This window comes from Variovorax sp. YR216, assembly GCF_900107745.1.
In the GTDB taxonomy this organism is placed as follows: domain Bacteria; phylum Pseudomonadota; class Gammaproteobacteria; order Burkholderiales; family Burkholderiaceae_C; genus Variovorax.
Genome location: NZ_FNRO01000010.1, coordinates 25,781 through 44,507 on the forward strand (window position 1 = coordinate 25,781; position 18,727 = coordinate 44,507).

Below are 18,727 nucleotides of genomic sequence, written 5' to 3' on the forward strand. Positions count from 1 at the left end.
AGACAAGTTATGGATTTCGCGCTCAACGACGAGCAGAAGATGATGATCGACACCTTGCGGCGCTTCATCGCCGAGGAGCTTCGTCCGCTGGAGGACCGGCTCGAGAACGACGGCCACATCGATCGAGACACCGCCACCACGATCCACGAGAAGGCGAAGGCGCTCGGCCTCTACGCGCTGAACATGCCGGCCGAGCTCGGCGGCGGCGGGTTGTCGAACCTCGATCGCATCCTGTGCGAAGAGCAGTTCGGCCATACCACCGACTACCTGATCCGCCGCGCTTTCGGCAACGTCTACGAGCCGCTGCTGCATTGCCGCGGCGAGCAGGTCGCGCGATGGCTCGAACCCGCGGTCGCGGGAAAGCGCACCTGCGCGATCGCGATCACCGAGCCCGGCGCCGGGTCGGACGCGGCCGGCATCCGCACCCACGCGAAGAAGACCGGCACCGGCTGGGTGCTCAACGGCGGCAAGCACTTCATCAGCGACGGCGAATGGAGCGACTTCTTCCTCGTGTCGGCGAAGACCGGCGAGAAGGAGATCTCGATGTTCATGGTCGACAAGGGCCTCGCGGGCTTCAGCGTCGGCAAGGACCAGAAGATGATGGGAATCCGCGGCACGCCGCACCTGGAACTCTTCTTCGACAACGTGCAACTGGAAGACGCTGCGTTGCTCGGCGAGCGCGGCCAGGGCTTCAAGCTCGCGATGGGTGCACTCAACGTGGTGCGTCTCGCGCAGGTCGGCGCACGCGCCGTCGGCAAGGCGACGCATGTGCTGGAGCTGATGACTGCCTATGCCAATGACCGCCAGCAGTTCGGCCAGCGGATCGGCGACTTCCAGATGGTCCAGCAGATGCTGGCCGACAGCGTGATCGAGATCAACGCCGCGCGCTGGATGGTCTATCACGCCGCGTGGATGCTCGACCAGGGCTTCGATGCGCGCGAGCAGATCGCCATGGTCAAGGTGCATGCGGCTGAAACACTGGGCCGTGTGGTCGATCGTGCGGTGCAGGTCTTCGGTGGCATGGGCTTCTGCAAGGAGCTGCCGATCGAGCGTTACTACCGTGATGCGCGCATCTATCGCATCTTCGACGGCACCAGCGAGATCCATCGCGGCGTGATCGCCAAGAGCGTCATCAAGAAGGGCGCTGCGCTCTTCGATGTTCATCGCTAGGAGCCACGGCGATGACACATTCGAACAGCGGCAAGTTCATGACGGCGCGCGAGGCCGCCGCGCTGATCTGCGATGGCGACACGGTGGGCCTGATGGGCGGCGGCGGCGGCCTGATGGAAGCCACGCATCTTTTCGAAGCCGTGCAGGCACGGTTTCTCGAAACGCAGTCGCCGCGCGCACTCACCGTGATGCACGCGCTGGGCATCGGCGATAAGAAGACCAAGGGGATGAACTGCTTCGCGCACGAAGGGCTGGTGAAGCGCGTGATCGGCGGCCACTGGGTCTGGTCGCCGGCGATGCAGCGACTCGCGGAAGAAGAAAAGATCGAGGCCTACATCCTGCCGGGTGGCGTCTCCAGCCAGCTCATGCGCGAGATCGGCGCCGGAAGGCCGGGGCTCTTCACGCATGTCGGGATCGGCACCGTGTGCGACCCGCGCCAGGGCGGCGGACGCATGAATGCCTCGGCGCGCGAGGACCTCGCCGAAGTCGTGCAGATGGATGGCCGCGAATACCTGCGCTACAAGCCGTTCCCGATCCACGTGGCGCTGGTGCGTGCGAGCGCGGCCGACGAGGACGGCAACATCAGCTTCGAACACGAGGCGGCCAACCTCGATGCGCAATCGCTCGCACTGGCCGCGCGCAACAGCGGCGGCAAGGTGATCGTGCAGGTGAAGGAGCGGGTGCCCAACGGGTCGCTCAAGGCGCGCGAGGTGCGCATTCCGTCGGCCTGGGTCGATGCGATCGTGGTCGATCCGGCGCAGGCCACCAGCTACGCGATTCCGTTCGATCCGGCGTTCTCCGGCGAACTCACCGGCGCATCGCGCCTTGACAGCGAAGCCACCGACCACGCGATGGAAAAGGCCGCGTCCGCCGAGGCCTTCGGGGAGCGCCAGGCCGTGGCGCGCCGTGCGGCCGAGGAACTGTTCAACACCGGCAAGGCGCGCCCGGTCGTCAACTATGGTGTCGGCGTGCCCGACGCGGTGGCGCGGCTCGTCGCCCTGCGCGGCGACAGCGGCCGCATCTACCAGACCATCGAGCACGGCACCTACGGCGGCCTCCTGATGGATGGCGAACTGTTCGGCTATGCGCGCAACGCGAGCGCCATGCTGGACGCCGCGACGCAGTTCGACTTCTACGCGGGCGGCGGGCTCGACATCGCCTTCCTCGGCTTCGGCGAGTTCGACGAGGAAGGCAGTGTCAACGTCTCGCGCTTGGGCGGCTTCACCGTCGGGCCGGGCGGCTTCATCGACATCGCGCAGAACGCGCGCAAGGTGGTCTTCTGCGGCACCTTCGCGGCCAAGGGCGTGAAGCTCGCCACCGGCGGCGGCACCCTGCGCGTGATGCAGCAGGGCGCCGTGAAGAAGCTGGTGCAGCGCGTGGACCAGATCACCTTCAGCGGCCCGCAGTCGATCGTTCGCGGGCAGGAAGTGCTCTACCTCACCGAACGCGCGAGCTTCCGGCTGACGCCCGGGGGTGTGGAGCTTTTCGAGATCGCGCCCGGCATCGACCTGGAACGCGACGTGCTCGCCGAAATGGGCTTTGCGCCCCGCGTTGCAAAGGACCTCGCGGTGATGCCGGCGCGCTTCTTCAGCGCTGCGGGCTGAGGCTTCCGACGCTCGGGAGATCCGCAGCGCGAACGAGCCGCGTCTCCTGGGCCGTGATCAGGTGCGCCGAGGCCTGCAGGTACGCGGGGAAATCCGGATGCGAGTCGCGGGCCCGGCTGCGGGCCTCGTAGTCGGCCAGGCTCTCGTAGGCCCACAGATGCACGAACTGGTTCTGCGGGCCGATGAGGCTCGTGTAGAAGCCGACCGGATGGCCGAGCGTCTGCAGCAGGATGGGCATCGCGAGCCGGTCGAAGACATCGAGGAATTCCGGCATCTTGCGCAGCGCGATGGTGTAGATGCGATGGTCGATGAGCGGTCTGGCGATGGCGTTCATGCAACGGGTTCCAGGTGGCGGGTGTCGGTGGCCTCGGATGCCGCTGCGCTGGGCCTGGCAGCCAGGTCCGCGACGTGGTTGGCCGTGACGTACGCGAAGGTCATGTTCGGCCCGTGCGTGATCCCGGCCCCCGGATAGTTGCCGCCCATCATGCTCGCGCGGTCGTTGCCGACGGCGTAGAGGCCGGCGATTGGCGAGCCGTCGCGCTTGAGCACTTCACCGACCGCGCTCGTGCGGATGCCGTCGAAGGTGCCGAGGTCGCCCATCACCACCTTCACCGCATAGAACGGCCCGGTTTCGATCGGCGCCACGCACGGGTTGGGCCGGTGTTCGGGGTCCGCCAGATAGCGGTTGAACGCAGTGCGGCCGCGGTCGAAGGCCGGGTCCTTGCCTTGGGCAGCACCGCCCGCGTTGTACGCGCGCACGGTGGCTTCCAGTCCCGCCGGGTCGATGCCTGCGCGCTGCGCGAGCTCGGCCAGCGTGCGGCCCTTGATCAGGTAACCGCTGCGCAGGTGCGGCCCGATCGGCATCGGCGCGGGCTTCACGTAGCCGAGGCCGTACTTCGCGAGCGCGGTCTTGGCGACCACCAGCCACATCGCGGTTTCCTTCTGGCCTGCGCACGCGCGGATCATCGCGGCGCCGACATCGTGGTACGAGTTCGACTCGTTGGTGAAGCGCTTGCCGCTTCGCAGCACGCCGATGACGCCGGGCTTGTAGCGGTCGAGCAAATGGGGGAACACACCGAACTCGCCGTTCGCATAGGGCACGCGCGACACCGGCATCCAGGCTGCGCTGTCGGCGAAGCGGATGTCGGCGGTGCCGCCGGCGGCTTCCGCCATCGCGACGCCGTCGCCGGTGTTGCCGACCGGCGTGGGCGAGAGGTGCTCACCGCCGCGTGCCACATGCGGATACGCCTTGGCGATGCGCTGTACGTCATGCGGGAAGCCACCGCAGGCGAGCACCACGCCGCGCCGCGCGCGAATGGTGCGCTTGCCGTTGGGCCCTTCGACCTGCAAACCGACCGCGTGGCCGTCTTCGATCAACACCTTGCGCGCGGGCGTCGAGGTCTCGATCGGGATGCCGAGGTCGAGCGCCGACTTGGCCAGCCGCGCGGCCAGCGCGTTGCCGCTGGTGACGTTGATGCCGCGACGATAGAGCAGCAGTTCCTTCATGTGCGTGGCCAGCCGCCGGGCGACATAGAGGAAGGAGGTGAGCGATTTCGTGGCGCGGAAGAAATGCTTGAGGTCCGCGTTGGACGAGTTGAACATCATCCCGATGAAGGTGATGGTCTTCAACGGCGGCTTCAGCCGCTGCATGTCCCCGCCGAGGCCGCGGATGTCGTACGGTGCAGCGAGGATCGAGCGGCCGATCTGCGCACCGCCGGGCTCGTCGCAGTGATAGTCGGGGTAGAGCGTCGGCACGAACTGCATGGCGGTCTCGCGCTCGAAGAACTCCACCATCTTCGGTCCGTTGTCTAGAAAGGTGTCGACGGCGGCTGCGTCGAAGAAGCGGCCCGTCTCCTGCATGAGGTATTCGCGCACCGCCTCGCGGGTGTCGGCCGGATTCTGCTTACGGCCATGCGGCGCCAGCGGGATCCACAGCACGCCGCCCGACAGGGCCGTGGTGCCGCCGAAGACGGGCTCCTTCTCGATCACCATCACATCGAGGCCGCGCTTCTTCGCGGTGATCGCGCAGGCCAGCCCGGCTGCGCCGGAACCGACCACCAGCAGATCGCATTCGGTTTCGTGGGTCATGACTGTGTCTCCTTGGAGGGGTTCAGGCGGCAGCCGGCGTGCGGTTGAAGCCGGGGCGGGGCACCATGTCCATCAACATGCTGGACATGCCGCCGTCCACCACGAGTTCGGCGCCATTCACATACGCCGAACGGGGGCTCGCGAGGAAGAGGGCGGCGTCGGCGATGTCCTGCGGCTCGCCGATGCGGCGGCTCGCGGTCACCTGTGCGCGCCGCGCCTCGAAGCCGGGCTCCTCGTAGAAGGTGGAGGAGAGCGCGGTGCGGATCATGCCGGGGCAGATCGCATTGCTGCGAACGCCCAGCGGACCCCACTCCACGGCCATCTGCCGCGACATCAGCAGCACGCCGGCCTTGCTCGCGCTGTAGGCGCCGCTGCCGGTCTGAGGATGCAGCGCCGAGATCGAAGCCACGTTCACGATGCTGCCGCGCCGCGCGTCGCGCATCGGCTTCGAGAAGGCGCGCGCGCACAGCAGGTAGCCGGTGAGGTTGACGGCCAGCACCTGGTTCCACGCCTCGAGGCTCACGTCCGCCAGGTCGCCCGCGCGCAGCATGCCCGCGTTGTTGACCAGCACGCTGCAGGCGCCGAATTCGTCGGCCACGCGCTGCGCGGCCTTGCCGATGCTGCCCTCGCTGGCGATGTCGCACTCGATGCCGATGGCGCTTCGTCCCTGCGAACGCAACTGCGCGGCGACCGTTTCAGCGCCCTTGCCGTCCAGGTCGAGCAGTGCGACCTTCGCGCCCGCATCGCCCAGCGATCGGGCGACCGCCGCGCCGATGCCACTGGCCGCGCCGGTCACCACTGCGACCTGGTCTTCGAGCGCCAGCCATGCGTTGCCGAAAGGATGTGTTGTCGTCATGAATGTCTCCTTGGGTCTACGGCTTCATTGTTCGGCGCACCCCTTGGCAGCGGTTTGACGATTCATGCCAACAACAGGACAATTCCGGCCTTCCCGTCCGCGCCTTGCCCACATGCCAAGAGTCATTCCGAACTACTCGCTCTATGGCGATCAGGCACAGCCGAGCTGGCAGTCGACCTTCGATTTCGAATGGATCCCTGTACGTTCCAAGCGCTACAACTGGGAGATCCAGCCCCACACGCATGACGCCTTCGTGCAGATCCTCCTGCTGCGCGAGGGCGCTGCCGATGTGCAGCTCGACCATGCGCGGATCAGCGAACGCGCGCCGTGCCTGATCCTGATTCCTGCACAAACCGTGCATGGATTCCACTTCGCGCCCGACACCGACGGACCGGTGGTCACCGCGGCGCAGCGGCCGCTCGAATCGCTGGCGCAGGTGGTCATGCCCGATCTCGTCGAGAGCATCCGCAAGCCGCTCGTGATGTCGCTCGCATCGCAGGACGAGGCGATGGACGCGCTGATGCCGATCTTCCTCGCGATCGAACGCGAATCGCGGCGAAGCTCGATCGGGCAGGTCGCGGCGGCGCTGTCGCTGATCACCGCGCTGATGGTGCAGGTGGCGCGGCTGCGACAGGTCGATGCAGCCACGCCGGTGCTGCGCGATTCACGCAAGCACGGGCAGATCCAGAAGTTCCGCGCGCTGGTCGATGCGCGATTCAAGCAGCACATGCCGCTGCAGGACTACGCCTCCGAGCTCGGCATCACGCCGGGGCAGCTCACGCGGCTGTGCCGCGAAGTGCTCGGGACATCCAGCCTGGCGGTGCTGCACGCGCGGCTGGTGCACGAGGCGCAGCGCGAGCTGGTCTACACCGACGTCAGCATCAAGCGGCTCGCGAGCGACCTGGGCTTCGTCGACGAAGCGTATTTCGGCCGCTTCTTCCGCAAGCACACCGGGCTCACGCCGCGCGAGTTCCGGTCTCGCGCGCGTACAGCGATGCCGTGAGCTGAAGTCGCGGCCGGTCAGTCGGCGACCGCGACCCAGGCGTCGGTACGCGCCGACGCAAAGAGGGCCTCGACCGTGCGCAGCGTCTGCAATGCGTCCTCGATGGGCCAGCTCGGAACGGATTGGCCCAGCAGGAGCCTGGAGAACCGCTCCACCTGAAGAAGGTAGTGATTGACCGGCTCGAAGGCAAAGGTCTGCGTCGGAAATGCGCCCACGCTGGTGGCGTCGCCGACCTCCAGCTGGCATGCGGTCGGGCGGGCGTGCGCAAAGCCGAAGTTCATCCGCGCCCAGCCCTGCGACCCGAGCACCGAGAACTGCTGGTGGGTTCCCCATGCGTCGGACCCGGCTTGCGTTCCCACCGTGAACATCGCGTGACGGTCGCCATAGTCGAGCAGTCCGCTGGTCAGCCGATCGATGCCGAAGGCCGGGTCGCGATCAAGTGCGGCCACCACACGCCGGGGCGGCCGCTTGAACACCAGGTTGCAGGCGCTGATGGCGTAGGAACCCAGGTCGTACAGGGCCCCGCCGCCCGCGGCCGGATCGTTGCGCACATCGGCGGGATCGAGGAACTGCTTGGCGAGCGTGACGTGCACGGACCGCACATCGCCGATCACGCCAGAAGCGATGATCTCGTCCAGCCTGGCCCATTGCGGATGGTTGCGGAAGGCGAAACCCTCCTCGATGTGCCTGCCGCTGCGATCGCGTTCGGCGCACAGTTGCCTGATCTGCTCCGAGCTGATCGCAAGCGGCTTTTCGCAGAGCACATGCTTGCCCGCCTGCATCGCGCGCATCGACCACTCGAAGTGCAGTTGATTGGGCAGCGGGACATACACCGCGTCGATTTCGGGGTCGGTGAGCAACGCGTCATAGCTGCCGTACACCTTCGGGATACCCAGGCTCTGCGCGGCCGCACGTCCTTTTTCGAGATCGCGCGAAGCCAGGGCCGACAGGGTTGCGCTGGGCGCCTCCTTGAGTGCGGGCATCGTGCGGCCGACCGCGATGGCGGCCGCACCGAGCACGCCCCAACGAATGGTCGAGCTCATGCTTCCTACTTCTTGGGGTTGGCTTCCTTGACCGCCGCCTGGATGCTGTCGATCAGCTTCGGATCGATCTTGGTCTTCAGGAACTCGACGACCGGCGGCTGCGCGGCGGCGCGGAACTGGTCGATCTCCGCGGCCGTTGGTGTGTACACCGTCACGCCCTTCTCGACCAGGATCTTGTTGCCGTTCGCGGTGAATTCGCGGTTCGCCTTGCGTTCGGCCGCGCAGGCGACCTTCGCCGCATCGTTGACCACCTTGAGCAGATCCGGCGGCAGCGACTTGTAGAACTTGTCGCTCATGACGAACCAGTCCACGCCGTAGTTGTGACCATCGAGCGTCACGTGCTTCTGCACCTCGTAGAGCTTGGCGAAGATGACCGTGGGCACCGGGTTCTCCTGGCCGTCCACCACGCCCGTCTGAAGCGCGGTGTAGGTCTCGGGGAACGCGATCGGCGTCGGGATGGCGCCAAGTGCCTTCATTTCGGTCACGTACACAGGCGTCTCCTGCACGCGGATCTTCAACCCGTTCAGGTCCTTCGGCGAGTGAACCGGCGTCTTGCCGGTGCTGAAGTGGCGGAAGCCCACTTCGCCGAAGCAGAGGTTGTGCATGCCCGTGGCCGCCGTGAAGTTCTCCGAGAGCTTCTGGCCGAAGGGTCCGTCCATCACCTGGTCGGCGACGTCGTTGCTGGGAAACAGGTACGGGATGTCCGTGACCATCGCGCTCGGATAGAAGTTGGCCACCACGCCGGACGCGAGGCCCGCCTGGATGAACCCGTTCTTGACGCCTTCGACCAGCTCGCGCTCGCCGCCGAGCGCGCCGGCGCCGAAGATCTGGACGTCGATTCGTCCGTTGCTCTTCGCCTTGACCTCCTTGGCGAAGGTGTCGGCCATCACCGCCTTGCGCGAGGTGCTCAGGTCGACCGAGTCCGAATGCGCGAGCTTCAGGACGAACTTGTTCTGCGCGAGCGCCGGCGATACGGCGCAGCACAGGGCCGCGAAGGCCGTGGCGGCCAAGAGAAAACGTTTCGAATGATTCATGCTGAAGTCTCCAAGGTTGTGATGGTTGTGGATTGAATGCCGAGCGCGCGCGGCGGGCTCAATGAAGGTTGAATGCGTGCGGCAGCGCCAGGCTGATGGCCGGGAAGAGGGCGATGAGCACCAGGCCGATCAGCAGGACCACCAGGTAGGGCAGGAAGCGCGGCGTCATGCGCTCGACCGAGGTGTCCATCACCGAGCAGGTGACGAAGTAGCAGACGCCGAAAGGCGGAATGAAGGTGCCGATGCCCATGGCGATGATCACGACGATGCCGAATGCCATCGGATCGACGCCGTAGTTCTTGGTCAGCTGCAGCAGCATCGGCCCGAAGATCAGCAGCGACGGCATGCCTTCCAGGATGGACCCCATCACCACCATCAGCACGATCGAGAAGGTCACGAACGCGAAGGCCGACCCGCCCAGCAGCGCGAGGAAGTCCGTCACCACCGCCTGCAAGCCGCTGAGTGCCAGGGTCCAGGAGAAGGCGGCACCGGCACTGACCATGAACAGCACCATGCCGGACATCGCGGCGGACTCCGCCAGCGTGGTGATGAACGACTTGAAGCTCATGCCGCGGTAGATGAACACCGAGACGAGGATCGAGAAGACCACCGCGATCGATGACACCTCCGTCGTGGTCGCGATGCCGCCGACGATGCCGATGATCAGGATGACGGGAACCAGCAGCGCCGGCAGCGCCCGCACGCTGAGCCCGGCCTTCTCGGAGACGCTGATCGCGGCGCAGCGCGGCCAGTCGAACTTCCTGGCGCGCCGGTTGACGATGAACATGATGCAGATGCCCAGCAGCGCAGCAGGCACCACCCCGGCGACGAAGAATGTCGCGACCGAGAGCGTGGTGATTGAAGCCAGCACCATCATCACGAGGCTGGGCGGAATGGTCTCGCCCATGACGCCGGCGGCCGCCAGCACGGCGCCGCTTTCCGCGGGGTCGTAGCCCTGTTCCTTGAGCATGCCCTTGAGCGTGGTGCCCACGGCTGCCACATCGGCGATCTTCGACCCCGAGATGCCCGAGAAGATGTACATCGCCACGATGAGCGCCTGCAAGAGGCCGCCGCGCATGCGTCCCACCATCGCGGTGACCCAGTCGGCCAGCGGCTTGGTCAGGCCGCCGTCGGTCATCACGTTGCCCGCAAGAATGAAGAACGGCACCGCGAGCAGGATGAAGCTGCTGATGCCGTTGGACATCGCCAGGGAGACCGCCATCATGTCTTCGCCCGAGCTGTAGATGAAGAGATAGGCGGTGATCGCCAGCACATAGGCGATCGGGACGCCGGCGAACACGAGGAACAGCAGCAGGAGGAGGGCGAACCCGATCCCCGGCGCGCCCGTCCAGGGGCCGGTCCAGTACTGCGCGGCGTACCAGACAAGGGTCAGCACGGCGACGACTGCCGCGGCGACGGCGTTCTCTTTCCTGGAGTGCCGGCGCAATTCCGCCAGCGCAAAGACGACAGTGAGCGCCATGCCGATGAAGAACGGCAGCAGTGTCCAGGACTTGGGGATCTGCAGCACGACCGTCAGGTGCGTCCATGACTCCTGCCACATCGGAAGGGCGTAGCAAAGGCCGATGACCGCCACGGCGATCACGAAGTAGTGGCGGGCGCACTCGACAAACTCGCGCCAGCTGCCGGGAAGCCGGTCGATCGCAAAGCGCACGACCAGATGCTGCCCGCGGTGATAGGCCAGGGCGCCGCCGATGAAGGCGAGGCTGGTGAGGGAATACTCGGCCACTTCGTTCGCCCACACCAGCGAGGTATTGAAGAGCGCGCGAATGGCGGTGTTGCCGAACAGGAGCACCAGCTCCAGCAGAAGCACCACCGCGAGGATCACGTCGAAGGTCCGTTCCACCCCTGGCGGGAACCTCTGGTGGGGCGCATCGAGCGCGGCGGTCGCATCGTGGCCCGTCATCGGGTGCCCCGGACTTGCGACTGCTGCAGTTTTCATGTTGTTCATTCAGTCCCGCGAAAGTCTTGGCGTCGACGATGTCAGCGTCTCGGGCGTGTGGAAGGCCATCCGCTCGCGGCTTTCCGAGATCACGCGCGTGTCTTCGCCGAACTCGACGAGCTGCGGCTGCTCGGAAGTCCAGCGCGGCCATGGTGTGGCGCGCGTTGCGGGGTTGCCGGTGCGCGCAAAGGCGAGCAGGCTGTCCATCATGCGTGCCGAAAGCTCGCGGTCGAGGGGCGTCCACTCGCGGGTCGTTCGGAAGAGATTGAACGCATCGAGCGTGTCGAAGAAGTAGGGCAGGTCCGAGGTGTGGTACGCCCCGATCGCGGCAGGGTTGTCGTAGAAGGTCACGCCCGGCGCGAAGGGATGCACGCGCGAGAACATGTACATGTAGAACGGCGACTTCCCGGTACGGCTCTGGGCCACTGCCCAACTGTTCGCGCCCAGCTCGATCAAGCCCTCGCGCGCTGCGATCTTGCCCATGGCCTTCGCTTCGGCATCGGTCGAGGCGGGATAGATCTGCAGGAAGCGCTCGGACTTCTCACCGAACAGCTTCTTCGCGGTGGTCTTGTACTCGTCGAGAGTGGCCGCCGTGCGAAGCGCATTGGAACTTTCGTCCCGCGTAAATCCGTCCAAGATCGGTACGTCGTTCTGCTTGCCGGCCGCATAGATGTTCGGCACGGAGTCCGGCAGGAAGTAGCCGTCGACGATCACCGGCACGGTGATCGTTCCCGCGCAGCCAAGTTGGCAGTCCTTCTGCAGTTCGAGCACCTTGTCGGCCGGAAGATTGCGCATCTCGGCCAGCGTGGTGGCACCGGATGCCTTCTGCACTTCAAGTCCGATCTTCTCGGCCTCCATGCGGCCGATCAGCGGGCGGCCGGGGTCCATGAAGGTGCCGCTCATCGCGAAGGCGCGATGGAACAGGCCCTTCGAGAGCGGGCTTGCAGTGTGGGCCGATACCGAGGACGCGCCTGCGGACTGCCCGGAGATCGTCACGTTGTGCGGATCGCCTCCAAAACGCGCGATGTTGCGCTGGACCCATTGCAGTGCTGCCACCTGATCGAGGAAGCCATAGTTGCCCGAGCTGCCGTGCGACGACTCGGCCGTCAGCTCCGGGTGCGCCATGTTGCCGAGGATGCCGAGGCGGTAGTTGAAGTTGACGAACACCGCACCGCGCTTCGCGACGTTCTCGCCGTCATAGAGCGCGGAGCCGCTGGAGCCGAGCGAGTAGCCGCCGCCGTAGATGAACACGACGACGGGCAGCTTTGCACCCGGCTTCGCATGGGCGGGCTCCCAAACGTTGAGGTAGAGGCAGTCCTCGTTCGTGGCCTCTTCGCCGAAGTAGTGATTGATGTTCTTGCGGCGCAGGACCTGGATGCACTCCGGCGCCTTCCGGTCGGCGTTGTAGACACCCTTCCATGGCTTGACGGGCTGGGGATCGCGCCAGCGCAGTTCGCGCACCGGCGGCGCGGCGAACGGGACGCCGAAGTACGCTTTCACGCCCGATGCCAGCACCTTGCCTGCCACCTTGCCGGAATCGATCTGCAACGGGTCACCGGGGACGGGTCTGTCGACGACCTGCGCGTGCAGCGGCCCGGCCAGAGCGAGAACGGTCGCGGCCGTCAGGAGAAGGGTGCGCATGCTGAATCCTGTTGCTAGGGAAGAGGAAAGCCGATCAAAGACAGGCGTACGACGAAGCGGTGCGCGCCGGACCGGACCCGTTCCAGGTCGGCTTCTGCGGGTAGATGCAGATCGGCAGCGTGGTGGCCTTGTCGCGCGAGGTGATCACGATCGTGTCGGGCGCGATGCCGCGTTCCACCCAGTCCTGCAGAGTGGTGAACATCTGGTCCGATTCGCGTGTGGGCGCCTGGTTGTTGTCACCCGGGAGCGCGGGCATCGCGACGATGTCGTTGGCCCCGGCCACCGTGTAGCCGCGGCCCTGCGAGCTGTGGGCCATGCCCGGAATGTTGTACATGCGCAGGAAGCGCTGTGTCTGCGCGTCGCCGCCGGCCCACGACTTGACCCGCTCGTAATAGAAGGTGGCGCCGGCGGGCGGGATCGAGTCCTCGGCGAGGCCGTTCCACAGGATCATCTTTCGGCCGCCGTCGCGCAGTTCCGCGAGCTCGGCCTTGTCGGCGAGGTGCTCGCGCAGGAAGGCGACGCTGGGCACGCGCTGCAGTGCCTGCGCATAGCTGGCATAGGTGAGCTCCTGCCAGCGGTTGCGCTCCTGTGTCGAGGCATTGACGATCGGCGGGTCCGAGTTGGCCGAGGCGTCGGCGGCGTATCGCACGTCCTGCATCGCGAGCGCGAGCACATCGGTGCGGGCATTGACGATCTGCCCGGTCAGGTTGGAACCGCGCGGAAAGCCCCACCAGAGCTGCTTGGGTCCCAGCACGGCACCCGTGCGGCCTTCCCGCGTCTGCTGCGGGTCGTAGCTGCCGTCGGTGGTCGGGCCGTACCAGATCTTGTTCAGCGCGCGAGCCTCGGGCACGGACATGCAGGTTGCGGCATCGGCGTTCGTGCCGGTGACGCCTTCGCCCGCTGCGCCGGTGCAGAGCGTCGCAGCATCGCGCAGGGGATCGTAGGCACACGACGCCGGGTCGACGATGTAGCCGAGCTTCGGCCTGTCGCAGCTCGCGACCGCGCGCGCGGTGGCTGCCGATACCTTGCGGGCGAACGTCGTGGCGGCAGGCTTGTCGAGCGCGGAGATGCCCAGGTCGGACTTCATCACGACCTGCGGATAGAGCGCCGCGAGCCCGAACAGCGATGCGTTCACCGCCGGCTGTGCGATGAGGTAGCCGTCGTACTGCGCCGGCCATTCCTGCGCCACCTTCAGGCCCTGCCGGCCGCCGGTGGAATGGCCGTCGTAGTAGGCGTAGCGTGGCGCGCGGCCGTAGTACGCCTCGACGAGTGCACGGGTCTTCACCGCCTGTTCGTACATGGCGCGCCGGCTCATGTCGCGCATGCTTTCGAGGTTGATCGCGCCGTTGGAAAGAAAGGCGAATGACACATCCTGGTACCACGGCTGGCCGCCATCGTGCGTGCCGGATGCGAATCCCATGTTCGCGATGGCGATCGCCGGCACCTTGCTGCCGATCTTGTCGGGCTCGCGATGACCACCGCCCACCCAGCCGCCGCCGCCGTAGTTGCGGATGCGTTCGTTCCAGCCGTCGGGCAGCCAGATCTCCATGCCGATGCCCTCCGTATAGGAGCGCGCGGTTGGGTCCTTCTCGGCGGTGGCGCCGGGGCCCACGAGCAGCTTGACGAGACACATGTCGCGCGCGGCGGTGACCGGCTTCTGTGAATCGACCGCCGTGAGCTGCGTGCCCTTGGCGATGCGGCGGACCGCGATCACGCGGGTCTGCGCGTCAGGCTGGAACGCGGTCTTGATGCTGTCGTCGCAGGCGAGCGCAGGGGGCTTGGCGCTCGTCGGCTGGGGTGATGCGCAGGCCACCAGCAAGGCGGCCGGCAAGGCGAGCAGGCAGGCGCTGAGCAGTTTCACGTCGGTTCTCCGGAAGAAAGGGCTCGCGCGGTCTTGGCGTGGCGTATCGATGGGCTCGCTTGCGCGATGGCCTCATGCTAACAATGTTGTTAACACGCGCCGGTCCGGGATTTCCCGCAGCCTCGCATCTCGCATACTCGGCTCATGGCCCGCGCAAAAACATCGTCCGCTGCATCGAAGACTTCAACCGCCGACGGCGAACTCGAGTTGAATCGCAGCGCGCTGCTCGAGGCTGCGAAGCTGGAGTTCGCGAGCCATGGTCTCAAGGGCGCCAGCCTGGAGAACGTGGCGCGAGCCGTCGGCATCACGCGGGCCATGATCTATTACTACTTCGGCGGGCGCGAGGGCCTCTACCTGGCGACGCTGGAAGAGGCGTACCGCGGCATCAACCTGGCCGAAATGGCGCTGGATGTGGACAAACTCGATCCGGAAAAGGCAATGCGCAAGCTGATCGATTTCCGGATCGACTTCTATGCGCAGAACCCGAGCTTTGTCGCGCTCGTTGCGGTGGAGAACCAATTGGAAGGCGTCTTCCTGAGGCAAACCGGCATCGTGCGCGACCGCGGCACCCACAACCTCGCACGGACCCGCTCCGTGTTGGAGCGTGGCCAGCGAGAGGGCGTGTTCCGCAAGGATGTCGATCCGTTCGAACTTCATCAGGTCATGGTGTCGCTCGGCATCTTCAACGTGTCCAACCGCCACACCTTCGGGCTGATCTTCGGGCGCGACCTGTCGAGCCCGGCGCAGCTCGCGCGGACGCGAAAGCTGGCGACGGAAGTGGTGCTCCGGTATCTCGCGCCCGCGAGGAAAACGGTTCAAGATTGACGCACAGGTGACCCGATGACCGAGATCCTTTCCACACCCCTTGATCGAGCGGCCGAGAGCGTGGGCAACATCGTGCTCCTGGAGCACTACAACTGCGTGATCGACGACCAGCGCCTGGCGACGCTGTTCTACGTGACGGCGATGGGTGGAACCCGCGACCCGTATCTCTTCACCGGGCTCGACAACATGTGGGTCAACTTCGGGCGAACGCAGGTCCACATGCCCAGCCGTGGCCATCCGCCCGTGGCGCAGCGGCTGCGCGGCACCGCCGGTTTCGTCGTGCCCGACCTCGCCGCCATGGCGGCCCGGCTGGACTTTGTTCGCGCCGAGATGGCACGCGTCGCACCGGAGCGCGGTCATCTCTTCGACTACCAGGTGGGCCTGGACGCGATCGAGCTGCGTTGCCCGTGGGGCAATCGAATCCGCTGCCATGCGCCTTCGGCGCGATTCGGCCGCATGGAACTCGGCCTTTCCTATATCGAGTTCGACGTGCCGCCGGGCACCGCGGCGGGCATCGGGCGTTTCTACGAGCAGGTGATGAAGACGCCCGTGCGCCTCGCGCAGCAGGGCGTCGAAGTCATGGCCGGCGTTTCGCAATCGTTGCGGTTCACCGAGACCGAGCGCCCCTTGCCGGACTACGACGGCCATCATTTCCTGATCTACCTCGCGGACTTCTCCGGTCCGTATCAGTGGCTGAAGGACCGCGGACTCATCACGAAGGACGTGGATCCGCACGAATGGCGGCTCGAATGGATCTGCGATCCCGAAGACGGACGCCGCCTTTTCCAGGTCGAGCACGAGGTCCGCAGCATGCGGCATCCGCTGTTCAACCGGCCGCTGGTCAACCGCAATCCCGCGATCACGAACATCGACTACCGGCGCGGAAACGAAGCATTCGCCGGGGACTTCTGATCCGCGCGAAGCGCGCGTCCCCGCCGATGCCTAGCGTCGATCGAGCAGGAACTGGCCGAAGAAGTCGGCCAGTTCGTTGTGCGCGTCCAGCGCAAGCACGTTCGAGACGTACTGGTCGGGACGCACGATGACCATCGCGCCGTTCGCGCGATCGATGCCGCGCAGGTCGAAGATGTCCGGGCCTTTCCTGAGATCCGGGCAATAGGCCTTCTCGTAGTCGATGAGGCCGAAGCAGCCCTTGCGCGGCATCAGGATCGAAGGCAGCTCCTCCACCTTGAGCTCGCGGTGTCCCTGCTGGAAGACCGCGCGGACGTCGATGACGCTGTCGATGTCGACATCGGTCCCAGTGGGCGTGAAGCGGTGGATCGGCGAGTCCGGCGCATCCGCCAGGAACGCCATGAGGTCCCGCAGCCGCTTGCCGGTCGCATCGGCGAACGCATAGATGCGCCAGGCCCCATCGGCGCGCGCCGCATGGCCGAGCTGGACCGGCTTGGCGTCGGCAAGGCGCACGACCGGGCCCGAGTGGAAGCGCATGCCGATCGTGAATCCGCGGGCGAGGTCCTGGTGGGTTGCTTCGGCCGTCAGCGGCGTCGTCGGTGTGTAGTGCGTCGCGACCCCGGCCGTGTAGCGACCCGACTTCACGAAGTAGGCCTGGAGCTCCTGCGGATCGACACCGCCGAGTTCCGGATGCGCCGGATCCTTCGGTGGCGATGCCATGATCTTCGACCACTCCTTGTCGAAGTCGATGAGCTGCTGCGCGATCGCATGGCGCTCGGTGTGGTAGGTGCGCAGCAGTTCCGGGCCGGCACGTCCTTCGAGCACCGAGGCGAGCTTCCAGCCCAGGTTGAACGCGTCCTGCATCGAGACGTTCATGCCCTGGCCGGCCTTCGCGCTGTGGGTGTGGCAGGCATCGCCGGCGATGAAGACGTGCGGCAGGCGCGAGCCGGCCTGGTCCGCGGGCACGTCGTCGAAGCGGTCGGTGACGCGCTGGCCGACCTGGTACACCGCGAACCACACCACCCGTTTCACGTCGAGCGAGTAGGGATGCAGGACGCGCTGGGCCGTCGCGATGACCTTCTCCTGGGTGAAGTCCTTGATGGCTTCGCGATGGTTCGGGTCGATGTCGCCGAGGTCGACGTAGAGCCGCACCATGTACCCGCCCTCGCGCGGGATGAGCAGGATGTTGCCCTCGTCCGCGGACTGGATGGCGGCCTTCAGCCGGATGTCCGGGAAGTCGGTGACGGCCAGCATGTCCACGACGCCCCAGGCGTGGTTGGCGAAGTCGCCGTGCGGCATCGCGCCGATCGAATTGCGCACCAGGCTTCGCGCGCCATCGCAACCCACCACGTACCGGGCGCGGACCGTGCTCTCGGAGCCCTTGGCCACGTCGCGCAGCGTCACCACGACCGGATGATCGCCCTCGGGCTCGACCTCCAGGGTGACGAACTCCAGCCCGTAGTTGGCCTCGAGCCGCGTCGGCGACATGCGCATGTAGTCGAGCAGGTACTGCTGCAGCCGGGCCTGGTTGACGATCAGGTGCGGAAACTCGGACAGGCCGTCCTCGGTGTCCTGCACGCGGCCGGTGCGCTCGATGCGCGTGCGGTCCTGTTTCGACGGCCGCCAGAAGACGGTCTCGTTGACCCAGTAGGCCTCGCGGATGAGCTTCTGCGCCAGGCCGAAGGCCTCGAACATCTCGACCGTGCGGCAGGCGATGCCGTCCGCCTGGCCGACCTTGAGCGGGCCCTCGCGTCGCTCGATCAGCCGGGTGCTGATGCTGGGGAAGTTCGACAGCTGCGCGGCCAGCAGTGCCCCTGCGGGCCCGCTGCCGACGATGAGCACGTCGACGGTGTCGGGGAGCTTTTCCTTGGTGATGTCGGGGTCGCCGGGCGCGTAGCCATTCAGATAGAACTGCATGTTTGCCTCCGTCGCTGGGTGTTGCGTGAGGGTTCAGGACGCGGCCTGCGAATCGCCGTCGATCGGGATCATCTGTCCCGAGATCGAGCGTCCGGCGCCGGAAGCCAGGAAGACCACCAGTGCCGCGATGTCCGCCGGATCGACGAAGCGCTTGATGGACTGGTTGGCCAGCGCCGCCGCTTCTTCCTGCGCCATGCTGCGTCCGCTGACCGATGCGCGGCCTTCGAAGACCTGGCGCAGGCGCGGGCCGTCCACCGCGCCGGGCAGGATCGCGTTGACGCGAATGCCGAACTCGCCGAGTTCGCGCGCGAGGGTCTTGGTGAAACCGATGAGCCCCCACTTGGTGGTCGCGTACGGGCTGCGATTCGGGTAGCCGAAGCGCCCCGCGAGCGATGACATCACCACGATCGATCCCGCGGCCGACTTCTTCAGGTGGGGGATGGCGGCCTGCGTGACCGTGAAGGTGCCCGTGAGGTTGATGCGCAGAACGGCTTCCCATGCGTCCGGGTCCATGTCCGCGACGCTCGCAGTCGGCCCCGCGATGCCGGCGTTGTTCACCAGCACGTCGAGGCCGCCGAGCGCATCCGTCGCCTCCTGGACCATGCGCTGCACCGCGCCGCGATCGGCGATGTCGCAGACGCTGGTCGTGATGCCGGGCGCCTGCGTGCGCAGTTCGTCCAGTGCATTCGCGTCGATGTCGCAGGCGTGGACGCGCGCGCCCGCGGAGGCGAAGGCCATGGCGATGGAACGGCCGATGCCGCCCGCGCCCGCGGTGACAAGGACGCGTTGACTGTCGACTGCTGTCATGGGGAACTC

Annotated in this window: 15 protein-coding genes; 5 read left to right on the forward strand and 10 right to left on the reverse strand. The window is 66.5% G+C overall.

The genetic code is table 11. The annotated features are described in order from the left end of the window. Positions 1-9 precede the first annotated feature (9 nt). Entirely contained in the window at positions 10-1,170 is a 1,161-nt protein-coding gene (locus tag BLW05_RS22410) for an acyl-CoA dehydrogenase family protein (protein WP_093165776.1), read from the forward strand. Between the two features lie 11 nt (positions 1,171-1,181). After that, positions 1,182-2,774, forward strand: coding sequence for an acyl CoA:acetate/3-ketoacid CoA transferase (locus BLW05_RS22415; RefSeq protein ID WP_093165777.1), 1,593 nt, complete (start codon positions 1,182-1,184; stop codon positions 2,772-2,774). Here the strand turns inward: BLW05_RS22415 and BLW05_RS22420 are convergent. From BLW05_RS22420 to BLW05_RS22430, 3 genes are read right to left on the reverse strand one after another with little or no spacing between them, the layout of a single operon-like run. Next, a complete protein-coding gene (locus tag BLW05_RS22420; RefSeq protein WP_093165778.1) occupies positions 2,758-3,108 on the reverse strand; it encodes an NIPSNAP family protein in 351 nt (116 codons plus the stop codon). The two genes, BLW05_RS22415 and BLW05_RS22420, sit on opposite strands and share 17 nt — an antisense overlap. Next, complete coding sequence (locus tag BLW05_RS22425) at positions 3,105-4,862, reverse strand: FAD-dependent oxidoreductase (protein WP_093165779.1); 1,758 nt, start codon at positions 4,860-4,862, stop codon at positions 3,105-3,107. The genes BLW05_RS22420 and BLW05_RS22425 overlap by 4 nt, the downstream gene beginning before the upstream one ends. Before the next feature lie 22 nt (positions 4,863-4,884). Next, positions 4,885-5,718, reverse strand: coding sequence for an SDR family NAD(P)-dependent oxidoreductase (locus BLW05_RS22430; protein ID WP_093165780.1), 834 nt, complete (start codon positions 5,716-5,718; stop codon positions 4,885-4,887). Positions 5,719-5,830: 112 nt separating this feature from the next. Between BLW05_RS22430 and BLW05_RS22435 the strand changes: the two genes are divergently transcribed. Then, the gene (locus BLW05_RS22435) at positions 5,831-6,721 is read left to right on the forward strand and encodes a helix-turn-helix domain-containing protein (RefSeq protein ID WP_093165781.1); all 891 of its coding nucleotides are present in this window, start codon (positions 5,831-5,833) and stop codon (positions 6,719-6,721) included. A gap of 17 nt (positions 6,722-6,738) precedes the next feature. Here BLW05_RS22435 and BLW05_RS22440 read toward each other — a convergent pair whose 3' ends face one another. From BLW05_RS22440 to BLW05_RS22460, 5 genes are read right to left on the reverse strand one after another with little or no spacing between them, the layout of a single operon-like run. Continuing rightward, positions 6,739-7,764 carry a Gfo/Idh/MocA family protein gene (locus tag BLW05_RS22440; protein ID WP_093165782.1) on the reverse strand — a complete coding sequence of 342 codons (1,026 nt, stop codon included), beginning with the start codon at positions 7,762-7,764 and terminating at the stop codon, positions 6,739-6,741. 5 nt (positions 7,765-7,769) lie between these two features. Then, positions 7,770-8,798 carry a TRAP transporter substrate-binding protein gene (locus BLW05_RS22445; protein ID WP_093165783.1) on the reverse strand — a complete coding sequence of 343 codons (1,029 nt, stop codon included), beginning with the start codon at positions 8,796-8,798 and terminating at the stop codon, positions 7,770-7,772. Between the two features lie 58 nt (positions 8,799-8,856). Further along, complete coding sequence (locus BLW05_RS22450) at positions 8,857-10,758, reverse strand: TRAP transporter large permease (protein WP_177142776.1); 1,902 nt, start codon at positions 10,756-10,758, stop codon at positions 8,857-8,859. A gap of 9 nt (positions 10,759-10,767) precedes the next feature. Continuing rightward, the gene (locus BLW05_RS22455) at positions 10,768-12,399 is read right to left on the reverse strand and encodes a carboxylesterase/lipase family protein (RefSeq protein WP_093165785.1); all 1,632 of its coding nucleotides are present in this window, start codon (positions 12,397-12,399) and stop codon (positions 10,768-10,770) included. A gap of 34 nt (positions 12,400-12,433) precedes the next feature. After that, complete coding sequence (locus BLW05_RS22460) at positions 12,434-14,260, reverse strand: tannase/feruloyl esterase family alpha/beta hydrolase (RefSeq protein WP_093165786.1); 1,827 nt, start codon at positions 14,258-14,260, stop codon at positions 12,434-12,436. A 144-nt stretch (positions 14,261-14,404) separates the two neighbouring features. Here BLW05_RS22460 and BLW05_RS22465 point away from each other — a divergent pair, with 144 nt between their 5' ends. Both BLW05_RS22465 and BLW05_RS22470 read left to right on the forward strand, forming a co-directional pair. Beyond that, positions 14,405-15,085, forward strand: a complete 681-nt coding sequence (locus BLW05_RS22465) for a TetR/AcrR family transcriptional regulator (RefSeq protein ID WP_093165787.1) — start codon at positions 14,405-14,407, stop codon at positions 15,083-15,085. Between the two features lie 15 nt (positions 15,086-15,100). Then, positions 15,101-15,997 (forward strand): hypothetical protein, encoded by an 897-nt coding sequence (locus tag BLW05_RS22470; RefSeq protein ID WP_093165788.1) that lies wholly within the window; start codon positions 15,101-15,103, stop codon positions 15,995-15,997. Positions 15,998-16,027: 30 nt separating this feature from the next. On the opposite strand, the gene BLW05_RS22475 is transcribed toward BLW05_RS22470, so the two are convergent. Both BLW05_RS22475 and BLW05_RS22480 read right to left on the reverse strand, forming a co-directional pair. Continuing rightward, complete coding sequence (locus BLW05_RS22475) at positions 16,028-17,911, reverse strand: FAD-binding monooxygenase (RefSeq protein WP_093165789.1); 1,884 nt, start codon at positions 17,909-17,911, stop codon at positions 16,028-16,030. 33 nt (positions 17,912-17,944) lie between these two features. Continuing rightward, on the reverse strand, positions 17,945-18,718 hold the full coding sequence (locus tag BLW05_RS22480) for an SDR family oxidoreductase (protein ID WP_093165790.1): 774 nt from the start codon (positions 18,716-18,718) through the stop codon (positions 17,945-17,947). Positions 18,719-18,727 lie beyond the last annotated feature (9 nt).